The sequence below is a fragment of the Kitasatospora sp. NPDC101155 genome (genome assembly GCF_044768305.1).
GTDB lineage: Bacteria > Actinomycetota > Actinomycetes > Streptomycetales > Streptomycetaceae > Kitasatospora.
Genome location: NZ_JBIWPN010000031.1, coordinates 9,062 through 23,014 on the forward strand (window position 1 = coordinate 9,062; position 13,953 = coordinate 23,014).

A 13,953-nucleotide genomic window follows, 5' to 3' on the forward strand; every position below is an offset into this window, starting at 1 on the left:
CAAGCCCCCGTTGTGTAGCGGCCTAGCACGCTGCCCTCTCACGGCAGTAGCGCCGGTTCGAATCCGGTCGGGGGTACTGATCCCGCAAGGGATCGCCTGGAAAGCCCCCGTTGTGTAGCGGCCTAGCACGCTGCCCTCTCACGGCAGTAGCGCCGGTTCGAATCCGGTCGGGGGTACTGATCCCGCAAGGGATCGCCAGGAGCCCCCGTTGTGTAGCGGCCTAGCACGCTGCCCTCTCACGGCAGTAGCGCCGGTTCGAATCCGGTCGGGGGTACTTCAGAGCAGGAAGCCGGTGGGCTCGCCCATCGGCCCTTGCTTTGTGTTGGGGTATGGTGTAATTGGCAGCACGAGTGATTCTGGTTCATTTAGTCTAGGTTCGAGTCCTGGTACCCCAGCCAGAAATTGGAAAGACCCCGGTTCCGGGGTCTTTTTGCTTTGCGCCGGGAAATGCTTTTGAAGGGCCCCGCTCGAATCCGAGCGGGGCCCTTTCGTTTTCGGTGGGGGAGGAGGGGGTGGGGGAAGGGATGGGTGGGGGATCGGCCGGGTCAGCTCCGGCGCAGCGCCTCGGTGAGCCGGTTCGCGGCCTCGATGATGGCCTGGGCGTGCAGGCGGCCCGGGTGGCGGGTCAGCCGCTCGATCGGGCCGGAGACGGAGACGGCGGCCACCACGCGGTTGGAGGGACCGCGGACGGGCGCGGAGACGGACGCGACGCCCGGCTCCCGCTCGCCGATCGACTGGGCCCAGCCGCGCCGCCGGACGCCGCTCAGCGCGGTGGCGGTGAAGCGGGCGCCCTGGAGGCCGCGGTGGAGCCGCTCGGGCTCCTCCCAGGCCAGCAGGACCTGAGCGGCCGAGCCGGCCTTCATCGGCAGGGTGCTGCCGACCGGGACGGTGTCCCGCAGGCCGGAGAGCCGCTCGGCGGCGGCTACGCAGATCCGCATCTCGCCCTGGCGGCGGTAGAGCTGTGCGCTCTCGCCGGTGACGTCGCGCAGGTGGGTCAGGACCGGGCCCGCGGTGGCGAGCAGCCGGTCCTCGCCCGCCGCGGCGGAGAGTTCGGACAGCCGGGGGCCGAGGATGAAGCGCCCCTGCATGTCTCTGGTGACCAGACGGTGGTGTTCGAGTGCGACGGCGAGTCTGTGGGCCGTGGGGCGCGCCAGACCGGTGGCGGCGACCAGCCCCGCCAACGTGGCGGGGCCCGACTCCAGTGCGCTCAGCACCAGAGCGGCCTTGTCGAGAACGCCGACGCCGCTAGTGTTGTCCATGCGCTAAGACTGCAGTCTCATTCCGCGAGACGCAAGTTCAATCTTCCGGGAAAAGCGCCACTCTGGATGCAGCAGCCCGGGAGACATTCAGGATGGGGCCTCGTCAGAGTGTCCGCATCGTGGACAGCGATCCGGCGTGCAGGTTGCGCGAACGCGCCCCGCGGTGGGCGGCGCAAGCGTTTACCCGACGACACGAAAAGGCCGGCAACGCGGCCGGCTGGAGGGAATCCGATGGGACGGACACTCGCAGAGAAGGTCTGGGACGACCACGTCGTGCGGCGCGCGGAGGGCGAGCCCGACCTCCTGTTCATCGACCTGCACCTGCTCCACGAGGTGACCAGCCCGCAGGCCTTCGACGGGCTGCGCCTGGCGGGCCGCAAGGTCCGCCGCACCGATCTGACGATCGCCACGGAGGACCACAACACCCCGACCCTGGACATCGACAAGCCGATCGCCGACCCGGTCTCCCGCGTGCAGCTGGAGACCCTGCGCCGGAACGCGGCCGAGTTCGGCGTCCGGATCCACTCGCTCGGCGACGTCGAGCAGGGCGTGGTGCACGTGGTCGGCCCGCAGCTCGGCCTGACCCAACCCGGCACCACCGTGGTCTGCGGCGACTCCCACACCTCCACCCACGGCGCCTTCGGCGCGCTGGCGTTCGGCATCGGCACCAGCCAGGTCGAGCACGTGCTGGCCACCCAGACCCTGCCGCTGGCGCCGTTCAGGACCATGGCGATCACCGTCGAGGGCGAACTGCCCGAGGGCGTCACGGCCAAGGACCTGATCCTGGCCGTCATCGCGAAGATCGGCACGGGCGGCGGCCAGGGCTACGTCCTGGAGTACCGCGGTTCGGCGATCCGGAGCCTGTCCATGGAGGCCCGGATGACCGTCTGCAACATGTCCATCGAGGCCGGCGCCCGGGCCGGCATGATCGCCCCGGACGAGACCACCTTCGCCTACCTCGAAGGCCGCCCGCACGCCCCGCAGGGCGAGGACTGGGACGCGGCCGTCGCGTACTGGAAGACCCTGGTCACCGACGAGGACGCGGTCTTCGACCACGAGATCTTCATCGACGCGAGCGAGCTGACCCCGTTCGTCACCTGGGGCACCAACCCCGGCCAGGGCGCCCCGCTGGGCTCCAACGTCCCGAACCCCGCGGACTTCGCCGACCCGCAGGAGCGCCTGGCCGCCGAGAACGCCCTGGCGTACATGGGCCTTGAGGCCGGCACCCCGCTGCGCGAGGTCGCGGTCGACGCGGTCTTCGTCGGCTCCTGCACCAACGGCCGAATCGAGGACCTGCGGGCGGCCGCCGCCGTCCTGGAGGGCCGCAAGGTCGCCGACGGCGTACGGATGCTGGTCGTCCCGGGCTCGGTCCGGGTCGCCCTGCAGGCCGTGGAGGAGGGCCTGGACAAGGTGTTCACCGCCGCCGGGGCCGAATGGCGGCACGCCGGCTGCTCGATGTGCCTGGGCATGAACCCCGACCAGCTCGCCCCCGGGGAGCGCTGCGCCTCCACCTCGAACCGCAACTTCGAGGGCCGGCAGGGCAAGGGCGGCCGCACCCACCTGGTCTCGCCGCAGGTCGCCGCCGCGACCGCCGTCCTGGGCCGCCTCGCGTCCCCGTCGGACCTTTCCGCCAACGTCACCGTGGAGGCCTGAGCCATGGAGAAGTTCACCACCCACACCGGCCGGGCCGTCCCGCTGCGCCGCAGCAACGTGGACACCGACCAGATCATTCCGGCCCATTGGCTCAAGAAGGTCACCCGATCCGGTTTCGAGGGCGGGTTGTTCGAGGCCTGGCGCAAGGACGAGTCGTTCATCCTCAACCGGCCCGAGCGCCAGGGCGCCACCGTCCTGGTGGCCGGCCCCGAGTTCGGCACCGGCTCCTCCCGGGAGCACGCCGTCTGGGCGCTGCAGAACTACGGCTTCCACGCGGTGATCTCCTCGCGCTTCGCCGACATCTTCCGCGGCAACTCCCTGAAGAACGGCCTGCTGACCGTCGTACTGCCGCAGGAGACCGTGGAGCGCCTCTGGGTGCTCACCGAGAGTGACCCTTCGGCCGAGATCACCGTTGACCTGGAGAAGCGCGAAGTGCGCGCCGAAGGCGTCACCGCGAGCTTCGAACTGGACGACAACGTGCGGTGGAGGCTGCTCAACGGGCTGGATGACATCAGCATCACGCTGCAGAACGAGGCCGACATCGCGGCCTACGAGGCGACCCGCCCGGCGTTCAAGCCCCGTACTCTGCCGGTCTCCTGAGTTGCCTTCAGAACAGGCATTCTGACGATCCACCGGATGGCCCGCGCCCCCCTCGGGGGGGCCGGGCCATCCGGCGTTCCGGAGCACGAGTTAGCGCCGAGGCCCGCCCCGGATTGCCCATTTGGCTTTGCGGAAGAGGGCCCCGCGCAAGTACAACTGCGGGTAGATGGCACAATCAGTACATGCACCGGCACCATGAACCTCCGTACGCGGGCGGCGAACCCGCGTCCGAGGAGTCCACGGGCCGGGGATCCGAACGCCGAATTGACGATCGGCCGGACGTCACCTCCGCACCAGCTGAGGGGCCGGACGACCAGGAAGTCGCAGCGCTCTACGCGCTTGTGGCCGAGCGGTTGAAGCAAGCTCACGCCCGCGTGCATGCGCTGAACGTGTCTGCCGATGCAAAGACCGCTCTCACCCGTCAACTGCTCATCGTCACGGAGACCGCCAAGCGCGATCTTCCCGAGGCGGCACGGCGGTTGAGTCGCTTTGTACATGACCTCGACGAGGGGCGCCCGCCGCTCGACTGAGGTCGCGGACGCGCAAATCCATTGCGACACTAGGGTGATTCGCGCGTTTGGTAATTGAAAGTCCGCAGATACATACCTAACGTGCGAAAAGAACGGATGGAATCATCCGGCGCCCGTTTCCGAAGGGGAAGACGTGAACAAGGCTCAGCTTGTCGAAGCGGTGGCCGAGCAGCTGGGCGGTCGCAAGGCTGCCGCAGAGGCCGTCGACGCAGTGCTCGACACCATGGTCCGTGCCGTTGTGGCCGGTGACCGGGTTTCGGTCACCGGTTTCGGCACCTTCGAGAAGGTGGAGCGCTCCGCGCGCTTCGCCCGCAACCCGCAGACCGGCGAGCGGGTCAAGGTCAAGAAGACCTCGGTCCCCCGCTTCCGTCCGGGCCAGGGCTTCAAGGACCTGGTCAGCGGCAGCAAGAAGCTGCCGAAGGAAGGCCCCTCGGTGAAGAAGGCCCCCAAGGGCTCCCTCACCCCGGGCAAGGCCGGCGTCGCCGCCACCCCGGCCGCCAAGCGTGCCGCCACCAAGCGCGCCGCCGCCGCTGCCGCCGCCCCGGCCGCGACCAAGAAGGCCGTCGCCAAGAAGACGGCCACCACGGCTGCCGCCAAGAAGACCACGGCCACCGCCGCGAAGAAGGCGCCCGCCGCCAAGAAGGCGACCACCGCCACCACCACCGCTGCCGCCGCCAAGAAGACCACGGCGACCGCGACCAAGAAGACGGCCGCCGCCAAGAAGGCGACCACCACCGCTGCCGCCAAGAAGACCACGGCCACCGCCAAGAAGGCGACCGCCACGGCAAAGAAGACGGCTCCGGCGAAGAAGACCGCCACCCGCAAGACCACCGCGCGCAAGACCACTGCCAAGTAAGTCCCGCGCGACTGTCCTCGGACGGCCTTCGGCTCAGAGCCGCGGCACCCCTTCCGCGAATTGCGGGGACCGGGTGGCCGCGGCTCTTTCGTTTTCCGGGCGCTTAGTCAGGATTCGGCGGCGGCCGGTGCCCGATGCGTGGGGAAAGGCGGGCGCGCGGTCCGAATCCCGGCCCGGTCAGCGTTCGTCGGCCGGGTCGGGGAAGGTCTGGAGGGTCACGAAGACCACCCGGCGGGCCTCGCCGGTGCCCTCGGTGCGGATCCGCACCCGCTGGCCGGGCCGCAGCAGTCGCAGGCCGCCGGCGTCGAAGGCGGCCGCGTCGAACGGCACCGGGGTCCCGTCGTCGAGCAGCACGGAGCCGGCCCGGGTGGCGGGGTCGAAGGTGAACGCGGTGGCCTGCATGCCAGCAGCATAGCGAGCGGGTCCGACAGGCCCCCGGACCAGGACCCTCGGACGGGACTGCGGTCAGGACTGCGGTCGGTGCTGCGGTCAGGTCTGCGGGCGGGACCGGCCCAGACGGGCGAACAGGGCACTGGTGTACGGGCCGAGGCCGAGCCTCGCGGCCTCGCCGAGGTCGCTTCCGGTGTCGACGTCCCGGCGCACCGACTCCACGTCCGCCAGGCGCAGTTCGAGCGCCCCTCCGGCCGCGTGCCGGGCCCGTGAGCCGTCCCCGAAGGCGGGGGAGAGCAGGTGGCCGGGGGCACTGGCGAGCAGGGTGGTGCCGAGGCCGGGGGAGTCCGGCAGGAAGGCCCGGCCGTCCGCCGGCACCGCGCCCAGCACCCGGGCCAGTTCGGCCGGGCGCAGGGCGGGCAGGTCGGCCGAGAGGGCGGCCAGCGGTGCCCGGGGGGCGAGCGCCAGCGCGGCCGAGGCGCCGTGTACCAGCGCCCGGTTGAGGCCCCCGCCCGGCTCGTCGGCGACGACCAGGGCGCCCAGCGCCGCCAACCGGGCGCCGGCGACGGCGTCCCTGGTGACCACCAGGACCCGGGCCACGCCCGGTGTGGCGAGTGCCGCGGTGACGGTGTCCAGCGCGAAGGACAGGGCCAGGTCCGGCCGGTGCCGCCCGGCGTACGGGGCCAGTCTGCTCTTCGCCAGGGTGAGCGGCTTGAGCGGCAGCACCAGCGACCAGTCGGCGGTGGGTGCGGCGGGCGCGGCGGGCCCGCTGGGGCGTACGGTGTCCTGGGTCATCGGCGTCATTGTGACGCCGGTCCTGGAGCCCTCGCCAGGCCGTCCGAGCTGTGTGGACGTGCGTTTGATCACGACCGTCGGGCGGGTTGGGGCGGTCGCTCGACAGTCGGCGAGCGAGCGGGCGACACTGTTCCGCGCCCGTGGACCGGGCACCGGACGGACTGGTGCGCGGCACCGGGACGCACTGACCGCGGCACCCCACGTGCCGCATGTGATGAGAAGGAGCTGGGGTGGCCCGCCGCTCGTACGCCAAGTTCGGCAACGCCGACTACGGCATCTGGTACCGCTTCGCGGCCGTGCTGGTGAAGCCGGTGACGACCGCCCTGGTGAAGCCCGACTGGCGGGGCTGGGAGCACATTCCGAAGGAAGGCGGCTTCATCGCCGCAGTGAACCACAATTCGATCATTGATCCGGTGGTCTACGCGCACTGGCAGTACAACAGTGGCCGTCCGCCGCGGATTCTCGGTAAGTCCTCGCTGTTCTCGATTCCCTTCATCGGATTCATGCTGCGCAAGACCGGCCAGATTCCGGTGTTCCGCGAGTCCACCGACGCCGCGCAGGCCTTCCGGGCCGCGATCGACGCCGTCAACGGCGGGCAGTGCGTGCAGTTCTACCCAGAGGGAACGCTCACCCGCGACCCGGACCTGTGGCCGATGACCGGCAAGAACGGCGTCGCCCGGGTCGCGCTGATGACGGGTGCGCCGGTCATCCCGGTCGCGCACTGGGGCGCCCACGAGATCATCCCGCCGTACGGCCGGCCCGGTTACGGCAAGGGCAAGTTCAACCTCTTCCCGCGCCACAAGGTCACCGTCGCGGCCGGGCCCGCGGTGGACCTCAGCAAGTACGAGGGCCAGGAGCTGACCGCCCAGGTGCTCTCCGACGCGACCGAGGACATCATGACGGCGATCACCGCCGTGCTGGCCGGAATCCGCGGCGAGGAGCCGCCGGCCGAGCGCTACGACATGCGCAAGGCCGCCCGTGAGCGGGCCGCCGCCGCGGTGGCCGAGCGCCGCCGGGCCAAGGGCGCCAGGAACGACAACGACGGTGAGGGGACGGGCCGGTGACCCGCTGCGCAGTGATGGGGACCGGGTCCTGGGGCACCGCGTTCGCGATGGTGCTGGCGGACGCGGGCTGCGAGGTCGTGCTGTGGGCGCGCCGCCAGGAGCTGGTGGACGCCGTCAACAGCACCCACGAGAACCCGGACTACCTGCCGGGCGTCCGGCTGCCCGACACCGTCCGGGCCACCACCGACGCCGCCGAGGCGCTGGCCGGCGCCGACTTCGCGGTGCTGGTGGTGCCCTCGCAGACGCTGCGTGACAACCTGGCGGCCTGGGCGCCGCTGATCGAGCCGCAGACCGTGCTGGTGAGCCTGATGAAGGGCATCGAACTCGGCACCGCCAAGCGGATGAGCGAGGTGATCGACGAGGTCACCAAGGTCGGCCCGGAGCGCGTCGCGGTGGTCAGCGGGCCCAACCTGGCCAAGGAGATCGCCAACCGGCAGCCCGCCGCCAGTGTGGTCGCCTGCACCGACGAGGCGGTCGCCAAGCGGCTCCAGGCGGCCTGCCACACGCCGTACTTCCGGCCGTACACCAACACCGACGTGGTCGGCTGCGAACTCGGCGGCGCCGTCAAGAACGTGATCGGCCTGGCCGTCGGCATGGCGGCCGGCATGGGGCTCGGCGACAACACCAAGGCGACCCTGATCACCCGCGGGCTGGCCGAGACCACCCGGCTCGGCGAGGTGCTGGGCGCCGACCCGCACACCTTCGCGGGGCTCGCCGGGATGGGTGACCTGGTCGCCACCTGCTCCTCGCCGCTGTCGCGCAACAACACCTTCGGCATGAACCTGGGCCGCGGCATGTCGCTGGCCGAGACCATCGCGGCCACCCGGCAGACCGCGGAGGGCGTCAAGTCCTGCGAGTCGGTGCTGGACCTGGCCCGGCGCAGCGGGGTCGACATGCCGATCGTCGAGGCCGTGGTGGACGTGGTGCACAACGGGCGGCCCACCCAGGAGGCGCTGCAGACGCTGATGTCCCGCTCGGCCAAGGCGGAGCGGCGCTGAGGGCTCCGGGGCTCCCCGGACCGGCGCTGCGGGGCCCGTCGGGCGACCGTTGACTTCCCGGAAACACCTCGCACGGTAGTCTCAAACCCGATATGAGCATCGAACAGTCCTCCCCGAACCCGTCCGCCCGCAAGCCGCGCGTCGCGCTGGTCTTCGGCGGCCGCAGCTCCGAGCACGCCATCTCGGTCTCCACCGCGGGCAGTGTGCTCAGGGCGATCGACCGCGACAAGTACGACGTGCTGCCGATCGGCATCACGCACGAGGGCCGCTGGGCGCTGACCAGCGACGAGCCGGCCCGGATGGCCATCACCGACGGCAGGCTGCCGGACGTGGCGCACGTCGCCGAGTCCGTGGACGGGCAGGTCGCGCTGCCCACCGCCCCGGGCAACCGGGAAGTGGTCCTCAGCGAGCCGGGAAGCGCCCCCAAGGCCCTCGGCGAGGTCGACGTGGTGTTCCCGCTGCTGCACGGCCCGTGGGGCGAGGACGGCACCCTGCAGGGCCTGCTGGAGCTCTCCGGTGTCCCGTACGTCGGCAACGGCGTGCTGGCCAGCGCAGCCGGCATGGACAAGGAGTTCGCCAAGCGGATCCTGGCCTCGCACGGCCTGAACGTCGGCAGCTACACCATCGTGCGGCCGCGGGACTGGGAGACCGAGCAGGGCCGCGCGGCCGTGCGCGAGCGCGCCGCCGAACTCGGCCTGCCGCTGTTCGTGAAGCCCTGCCGGGCCGGCTCCAGCATCGGCATCACCAAGGTCGGCGACCTCGCCGAGCTGGACGCCGCGATCGAGGAGGCCCGCCGGCACGACCCCAAGCTGATCATCGAGGCCGGTGTCTCCGGCCGCGAGATCGAGTGCGGCGTGCTGGAGTTCGAGGACGGCCCGCGGGCCAGCGTCCCGGCCGAGGTGCTGGTCGGTGAGGGCTTCGACTTCTACGACTTCGAGGCCAAGTACATCGACTCCTCCGAGGTGCAGATCCCGGCGCGGCTGACCGCCGAGGAGACCGCCGAGATCCAGCGCCAGGCCGTGATCGCGTTCGAGGCCTTCGGCTGCGAGGGCCTGGCCCGGGTGGACTTCTTCCTGCTGACGGACGGCACCTGGATGATCAACGAGATCAACACCATGCCGGGCTTCACCCCGATCTCCGCCTACCCGAAGATGTGGGAGGCCAGCGGGGTCGCGTATGCGGAGCTGATCGACCGGCTGCTGGCGTCGGCGCTGCGCCGCTCGACCGGACTGCGGTAGTCGTACCGACGGCGCGAGGGCGGGCCGGGAGCACCCGGCCCGCCTGTGACTCGCCCGCTCGCTTCTCCCTTTCGGCGCCGGCGCGCCCCTTCGGCTCGGGGCGGGGAGCTCAGCCCGGGATCTCGGCGTTCACCAGGCTGCTCAGGGCGGCTGCCGGGTCGAAGGGGTTCTGCGCGGCACCGGCCGGGACGGTCACCTCGACGTAGGCGGCGCGCATGGTCGTCACGAAGCGGTAGCCGCCGTCGGAGAGCTTCTGCGACCACCAGGTGACGTCGTCGGCGGTCGGGGACCAGTCCGCGGCGTGCTCGCCGTCCAGTTCCTCCGGCCGGTCGATGCCGCAGCGCAGCACCGTCCGGGGCGAGCTGCCCCAGGCCGCCGTGTACGGGGACGCGGGCGACGGGTCCTTTCGGGCATGCCCGAGCAGCTCCTGCGGCAGCGCGGCGGAGAGCGCGCGACAGTAGTCCGCGGCCTTCCCGCTCGGCCGCGGAACCTCGACCTGGGAATCGGCCGAACTCCAGCTGCCGATCAGCACCACGACCGTGCAGGTCAGTGCGACCGGCACGGCCAGCCAGCGGACCGGCGCCGGAAGCGCGGTCAGCGCCTTGGGGATGCGGAGTTCTCTGGCCACCCGCCGATGGTAGCCGGGGCTTACAGGTGAACCACCGGACAGGTGAGGGTGCGGGTGATGCCCTCGACCTTCTGCACGTTGGCGACGACCATGCGGCCCAGGTCGTCCACGGTGTCGGCCTCGGCCTTGACGATCACGTCGTACGGGCCGGTGACGTCCTCGGCGGTGAGCACTCCGGGGATCTCGCCGATCGTGTCGGCCACGGCGCTGGCCTTTCCGACCTCGGTCTGGATCAGGATGTATGCCTGTACCACGGGGGCCTCCCGGCGGCCGGTTACGGGGGTCGCCGCCGTGATCGCCCGGTCGGGCACAGGGGTGGGAACGGGTTCACCGGCAGACTGATCACCACGCTACCGTGCAGCGGGCAGGGGAGGGGAGACTTTCGCACCCTCGAAGGGCGTACGCTGCGCGCGGGGGAGCCATACCCGGATGGAAACGCGAGAGGACGGCAGATGCAGGGGACCGTGGGCGAGCTGGGCGAGTTCGGCCTCATCAGGGAGCTGACCGCCCGGGTACCGCTCACCGACGCGGTCGACCTCGGTCCCGGGGACGACGCCGCGGTGGTGAAGGCTCCGGACGGCCGGGTGGTGGCCACCACCGACGTCCTGATCGAGAACCGGCACTTCCGCCGGGACTGGTCCACCGCCTACGACGTGGGTCGCAAGGCCGCCGCCCAGAACCTCGCCGACGTGGCCGCGATGGGCGCGGTGCCGACCGCGATACTGCTCGGCCTGGTCGCCCCCGCCGACCTGCCGACCACCTGGGCCACCGAGCTGATGGACGGCCTGCGCGACGAGTGCCAGGTGGCCGGGGCGACGGTGGTCGGCGGCGACGTGGTGCGCGGCGACACCGTCACGCTGGCCATCACGGCGCTCGGCGACCTCCAGGGGCGCGCGGCGGTGACGCGCTCCGGCGCCCAGGTCGGCGACGTGGTCGCGGTGACTGGCTGGCTCGGCTGGTCGGCCGCCGGACTGACCGTGCTGCAGCGTGGCTTCCGCTCCCCGCGCGCCTTCGTCGAGGCGCACCGCCGGCCCGAGCCGCCGTACCACGCGGGCCCGGCCGCCGCCGAGTTGGGCGCGACCTCGATGATCGACGTGAGCGACGGGCTGGTCGCCGACCTCGGCCACGTGGCCCGGGCCAGCGAGGTGGACATCGACCTCAAGGCCGCCGACTTCGACGTCCCGGCGCAGATGGCCGACATCGGCCAGGCGGTCGGGGTGGACCCGCTGGTCTGGGTGCTGTCCGGCGGCGAGGACCACGCGATCGTGGCCACCTTCCCGCGCGGGGTCCAACTCCCGGCCCGCTGGCGGGTGGTGGGCGAGGTGACCGGTCGTCCGCGGGGCTCGCGCAGCGGCCGGGTGACGGTGGACGGTGCGCCCTGGGACCGGGTCGGCGGCTGGGACCACTTCGCCGAGTGAGCGTTGTTCGCCCGGGTGCCGATCGCCGTACGGAGTACGGCCGATGGGCACTGGACACCTTTGCGGCACGTGACGCTCCGGGCGTGCGGCGGACGGGCTTCGGAGTGCGTTTTGCGTAGAGTAACCGACTTGATTAGCCAAGCGTGGCGATCCCGTGGCAGAGTGTAAGCGCACGCCCGGCGCCCAGGCGACGTCGGGCACCCTCCCCGGCCATGGCGAGTTGCTCGGTGGTCGGCCAGCGTCCGGAGGGACGCGCCACGCGGACCAAAACCACAGGTTTCGGCACCAGGGCGCGAAGACGATCGGCCATGTGGCCGCCATGTGCGACCACCGGAACCCGAGGAAAGCTCGGGATCCCTTGGCCGATCAGAGACGCTTGCGGCATCCGAGCCCGCCCGCCGTCCCTCGCGGGTGGTCCGAACCACTGCGAGCGGGAGCACACCACACATGCGCATCGGTGTACTGACCAGCGGCGGCGACTGCCCCGGCCTCAACGCGGTGATCAGATCGGTGGTGCACCGGGGAACGGACGTCCACGGGGACGAGATCGTCGGCATCGAGGACGGTTTCCTCGGCCTGATCGAGGGCCGCATCCGGCCGGTCTCGCACGACGACGTCACCGGCCTGCTCACCCTCGGCGGCACCATCCTGGGCTCGGCCCGGGTACGGCGGGAGCGGATCGCCTGGGCGGTGGAGAACGCGCGGACGCTGGCCCGGGACATCGGCATCGACGCGCTGATCGCGATCGGCGGCGAGGGGACGCTCACCGCGGCCAAGCTGTTCAGCGAGGCAGGGCTGCCGGTGGTCGCGGTGCCGAAGACCATCGACAACGACATCGAGGCCACCGACGTCACCTTCGGCTTCGACACCGCGGTGCACGTCGCGACCGAGGCGATCGACCGGCTGAAGACCACCGCCGAGTCCCACCAGCGCGTCATGGTGGTTGAGTTGATGGGCCGGCACACCGGCTGGATCACCCTGACCGCGGGCATGGCCGGCGGTGCGCACGGCATCCTGATCCCGGAGAAGCCCTTCGACATCGAGGTGGTGGCCCGGATGGTCGACGACCGCTTCGCCCGTGGCAAGAAGTTCGCCATCATCGCCGTCGCCGAGGGCGCGGCCCCGCAGCCCGGCACCATGCGCTTCGACCACGGCGAGGTCGACCAGTTCGGGCACCGCACCTTCGGCGGGATCGGCAACCGGCTCGCCCACGAGCTGGAGGACCTGCTCGGCAAGGAGGCCCGCCCGGTCATCCTCGGCCACGTCCAGCGCGGCGGCACCCCGACCGCCCGGGACCGGGTACTCGCCTCGCGCTTCGGCTGGCACGCGGTGGAGGCCGTCCACCAGGGCGCCTTCGGGCACTTCACCGCGCTGCGCCGGACCGAGATCGAGCCGGTGCCGATCGGTGACGCGGTGACCCGGCTGAAGACGGTGCCGGAGGACCGCTGGGCGGAGTCCGAGGCAGTGCTCTGAACCCTCAGGGGTAGGTTGACCTCATGTCCCTCCCGTCTCCCACCCCCGCCCCTGGTCGACGATCCCCCGGACTCCGTCCGGGGGCACCCCCACTGCGCGGCCCCTCCGATACGCCGCCCCGCGTCCTCACGATCGCCGGCTCCGACTCCGGCGGCGGCGCCGGCATCCAGGCCGACCTCAAGGCGATGCTTGCCCTCGGTGTCCACGGCATGAGCGTGATCACCGCCGTCACCGCGCAGAACTCGCTCGGCGTCCAGGGCTACTGGGAGCTGCCCGCCGAAGCCGTGCGGGCGCAGTTCCGCAGCGTGGTGGACGACATCGGGGTGCAGGCCGTGAAGACCGGCATGCTCGCCTCGATCGAACTGGTCGAGACCGTCTCCGAGCTGCTGTCCGGGGTGGCCGCCCCGGTGGTGGTCGACCCGGTCGGCGTCTCCAAGCACGGGGACGCGCTGCTGGCCGCCGAGGCGGTGGCCACCGTCCGGGAGAAGCTGCTGCCGGTCGCCACCGTGGTCACCCCCAACCTGCACGAGGTGACCCAGCTCACCGGCCGGACCGTCGAGGACGAGTCGCAGATGCTGGACGCCGCCCGGGCGCTGGTCGACCTCGGGCCGCGCTGGGCGCTGGTCAAGGGCGGCCACCTGGAGGGCGAGGCCGCCGACCTGCTGTACGGCGGGCCGGACGAGGTGCACTGGTACCGCGCGCCGCGCTACGACAACCGGCACACCCACGGCACCGGCTGCACCCTGGCCAGCTCGATCGCGGCCGGCCTGGCCAAGGGCGAGTCGCTGCCCGAGGCGGTGGGCTCGGCCAAGGAGTACATCACCGGCGCGATCGCCGGAGGCTTCGCGCTGGGCGCCGGGATCGGCCCGGTCGACCACGCCTGGCGCTGGCGCTAGCCGTCAGCCGCGGAGCAGTGCCGGAAGCAGTGGTGGGGGGGGGGGCCCGGCGCCCCCCCCCCCCCCCCCCCCCCCCCAACCCGCCCCCCCCCCCCCCCCACCACCCCCCCCCCCAACCCCCCAAGAGCAACCCCCCCCGCCACCCCCGCGACCCC

At 71.8% G+C, this 13,953-nt stretch carries 15 protein-coding genes and 4 tRNA genes; 14 read left to right on the plus strand and 5 right to left on the minus strand.

What is annotated here, in order from left to right:
- Positions 1–3: 3 nt before the first annotated feature.
- The 4 genes from ACIRYZ_RS32705 (at position 4) to ACIRYZ_RS32720 (ending at position 398) form a co-directional block, all read left to right on the plus strand.
- Positions 4–76 (plus strand) — tRNA-Glu (locus ACIRYZ_RS32705).
- 27 nt (positions 77–103) lie between these two features.
- Positions 104–176: transfer RNA gene (locus tag ACIRYZ_RS32710), tRNA-Glu, on the plus strand.
- 25 nt (positions 177–201) lie between these two features.
- A tRNA-Glu gene (locus tag ACIRYZ_RS32715) sits at positions 202–274 on the plus strand.
- A 49-nt stretch (positions 275–323) separates the two neighbouring features.
- Positions 324–398: transfer RNA gene (locus ACIRYZ_RS32720), tRNA-Gln, on the plus strand.
- A 147-nt stretch (positions 399–545) separates the two neighbouring features.
- Here ACIRYZ_RS32720 and ACIRYZ_RS32725 read toward each other — a convergent pair.
- The gene (locus tag ACIRYZ_RS32725; protein ID WP_030246527.1) at positions 546–1,259 is read right to left on the minus strand and encodes an IclR family transcriptional regulator; all 714 of its coding nucleotides are present in this window, start codon (positions 1,257–1,259) and stop codon (positions 546–548) included.
- A gap of 231 nt (positions 1,260–1,490) precedes the next feature.
- Here ACIRYZ_RS32725 and leuC point away from each other — a divergent pair, with 231 nt between their 5' ends.
- The 4 genes from leuC (at position 1,491) to ACIRYZ_RS32745 (ending at position 4,898) form a co-directional block, all read left to right on the plus strand.
- Positions 1,491–2,912, plus strand: a complete 1,422-nt coding sequence (gene leuC, locus ACIRYZ_RS32730) for a 3-isopropylmalate dehydratase large subunit (RefSeq protein WP_402951394.1) — start codon at positions 1,491–1,493, stop codon at positions 2,910–2,912.
- A gap of 3 nt (positions 2,913–2,915) precedes the next feature.
- Positions 2,916–3,512 (plus strand): 3-isopropylmalate dehydratase small subunit, encoded by a 597-nt coding sequence (gene leuD / locus ACIRYZ_RS32735; RefSeq protein ID WP_380612652.1) that lies wholly within the window; start codon positions 2,916–2,918, stop codon positions 3,510–3,512.
- A 182-nt stretch (positions 3,513–3,694) separates the two neighbouring features.
- Entirely contained in the window at positions 3,695–4,042 is a 348-nt protein-coding gene (locus tag ACIRYZ_RS32740) for a hypothetical protein (RefSeq protein ID WP_380612653.1), read from the plus strand.
- A gap of 133 nt (positions 4,043–4,175) precedes the next feature.
- Positions 4,176–4,898, plus strand: coding sequence for an HU family DNA-binding protein (locus ACIRYZ_RS32745; protein WP_402951398.1), 723 nt, complete (start codon positions 4,176–4,178; stop codon positions 4,896–4,898).
- A 177-nt stretch (positions 4,899–5,075) separates the two neighbouring features.
- Here ACIRYZ_RS32745 and ACIRYZ_RS32750 read toward each other — a convergent pair whose 3' ends face one another.
- Together ACIRYZ_RS32750 and cofC are read right to left on the minus strand one after the other, a co-directional pair.
- Entirely contained in the window at positions 5,076–5,300 is a 225-nt protein-coding gene (locus ACIRYZ_RS32750) for a hypothetical protein (RefSeq protein ID WP_387622213.1), read from the minus strand.
- 87 nt (positions 5,301–5,387) lie between these two features.
- Positions 5,388–6,083, minus strand: a complete 696-nt coding sequence (gene cofC / locus ACIRYZ_RS32755) for a 2-phospho-L-lactate guanylyltransferase (protein ID WP_402951401.1) — start codon at positions 6,081–6,083, stop codon at positions 5,388–5,390.
- Positions 6,084–6,313: 230 nt separating this feature from the next.
- Here cofC and ACIRYZ_RS32760 point away from each other — a divergent pair, with 230 nt between their 5' ends.
- The 3 genes from ACIRYZ_RS32760 (at position 6,314) to ACIRYZ_RS32770 (ending at position 9,383) form a co-directional block, all read left to right on the plus strand.
- Positions 6,314–7,147, plus strand: a complete 834-nt coding sequence (locus ACIRYZ_RS32760) for a lysophospholipid acyltransferase family protein (RefSeq protein ID WP_402951404.1) — start codon at positions 6,314–6,316, stop codon at positions 7,145–7,147.
- A gap of 14 nt (positions 7,148–7,161) precedes the next feature.
- A complete protein-coding gene (locus ACIRYZ_RS32765) occupies positions 7,162–8,145 on the plus strand; it encodes an NAD(P)H-dependent glycerol-3-phosphate dehydrogenase (RefSeq protein WP_393034710.1) in 984 nt (327 codons plus the stop codon).
- Positions 8,146–8,237: 92 nt separating this feature from the next.
- Entirely contained in the window at positions 8,238–9,383 is a 1,146-nt protein-coding gene (locus tag ACIRYZ_RS32770; protein ID WP_402951406.1) for a D-alanine--D-alanine ligase family protein, read from the plus strand.
- A 109-nt stretch (positions 9,384–9,492) separates the two neighbouring features.
- Here the strand turns inward: ACIRYZ_RS32770 and ACIRYZ_RS32775 are convergent, their stop codons facing one another.
- Both ACIRYZ_RS32775 and ACIRYZ_RS32780 read right to left on the minus strand, forming a co-directional pair.
- The gene (locus ACIRYZ_RS32775; RefSeq protein ID WP_402951409.1) at positions 9,493–10,011 is read right to left on the minus strand and encodes a DUF3515 domain-containing protein; all 519 of its coding nucleotides are present in this window, start codon (positions 10,009–10,011) and stop codon (positions 9,493–9,495) included.
- Positions 10,012–10,031: 20 nt separating this feature from the next.
- Positions 10,032–10,265: an Lrp/AsnC family transcriptional regulator gene (locus tag ACIRYZ_RS32780; RefSeq protein ID WP_380612660.1), complete on the minus strand. Its 234-nt coding sequence runs from the start codon at positions 10,263–10,265 to the stop codon at positions 10,032–10,034.
- A gap of 198 nt (positions 10,266–10,463) precedes the next feature.
- On the opposite strand from ACIRYZ_RS32780, the gene ACIRYZ_RS32785 reads away from it, so the two are divergent.
- The 3 genes from ACIRYZ_RS32785 (at position 10,464) to thiD (ending at position 13,798) form a co-directional block, all read left to right on the plus strand.
- A complete protein-coding gene (locus tag ACIRYZ_RS32785) occupies positions 10,464–11,429 on the plus strand; it encodes a thiamine-phosphate kinase (protein WP_360222082.1) in 966 nt (321 codons plus the stop codon).
- A gap of 447 nt (positions 11,430–11,876) precedes the next feature.
- Complete coding sequence (locus tag ACIRYZ_RS32790) at positions 11,877–12,902, plus strand: 6-phosphofructokinase (protein ID WP_402951412.1); 1,026 nt, start codon at positions 11,877–11,879, stop codon at positions 12,900–12,902.
- Between the two features lie 23 nt (positions 12,903–12,925).
- On the plus strand, positions 12,926–13,798 hold the full coding sequence (gene thiD, locus ACIRYZ_RS32795; RefSeq protein WP_402951415.1) for a bifunctional hydroxymethylpyrimidine kinase/phosphomethylpyrimidine kinase: 873 nt from the start codon (positions 12,926–12,928) through the stop codon (positions 13,796–13,798).
- The last annotated feature ends 155 nt before the right edge of the window (positions 13,799–13,953 follow it).

What these genes read in the sequence shown, in the direction of transcription:
- ACIRYZ_RS32725 (WP_030246527.1), bottom strand. Translation starts at nt 1,259, where the DNA reads ATGGACAACACTAGCGGCGTCGGCGTTCTCGACAAGGCCGCTCTGGTG.
- leuD (WP_380612652.1), top strand. Translation starts at nt 2,916, where the DNA reads ATGGAGAAGTTCACCACCCACACCGGCCGGGCCGTCCCGCTGCGCCGC.
- ACIRYZ_RS32790 (WP_402951412.1), top strand. Translation starts at nt 11,877, where the DNA reads ATGCGCATCGGTGTACTGACCAGCGGCGGCGACTGCCCCGGCCTCAAC.
- leuC (WP_402951394.1), top strand. Translation starts at nt 1,491, where the DNA reads ATGGGACGGACACTCGCAGAGAAGGTCTGGGACGACCACGTCGTGCGG.
- ACIRYZ_RS32770 (WP_402951406.1), top strand. Translation starts at nt 8,238, where the DNA reads ATGAGCATCGAACAGTCCTCCCCGAACCCGTCCGCCCGCAAGCCGCGC.
- thiD (WP_402951415.1), top strand. Translation starts at nt 12,926, where the DNA reads ATGTCCCTCCCGTCTCCCACCCCCGCCCCTGGTCGACGATCCCCCGGA.
- cofC (WP_402951401.1), bottom strand. Translation starts at nt 6,083, where the DNA reads ATGACCCAGGACACCGTACGCCCCAGCGGGCCCGCCGCGCCCGCCGCA.
- ACIRYZ_RS32740 (WP_380612653.1), top strand. Translation starts at nt 3,695, where the DNA reads ATGCACCGGCACCATGAACCTCCGTACGCGGGCGGCGAACCCGCGTCC.
- ACIRYZ_RS32785 (WP_360222082.1), top strand. Translation starts at nt 10,464, where the DNA reads ATGCAGGGGACCGTGGGCGAGCTGGGCGAGTTCGGCCTCATCAGGGAG.
- ACIRYZ_RS32765 (WP_393034710.1), top strand. Translation starts at nt 7,162, where the DNA reads ATGGGGACCGGGTCCTGGGGCACCGCGTTCGCGATGGTGCTGGCGGAC.
- ACIRYZ_RS32750 (WP_387622213.1), bottom strand. Translation starts at nt 5,300, where the DNA reads ATGCAGGCCACCGCGTTCACCTTCGACCCCGCCACCCGGGCCGGCTCC.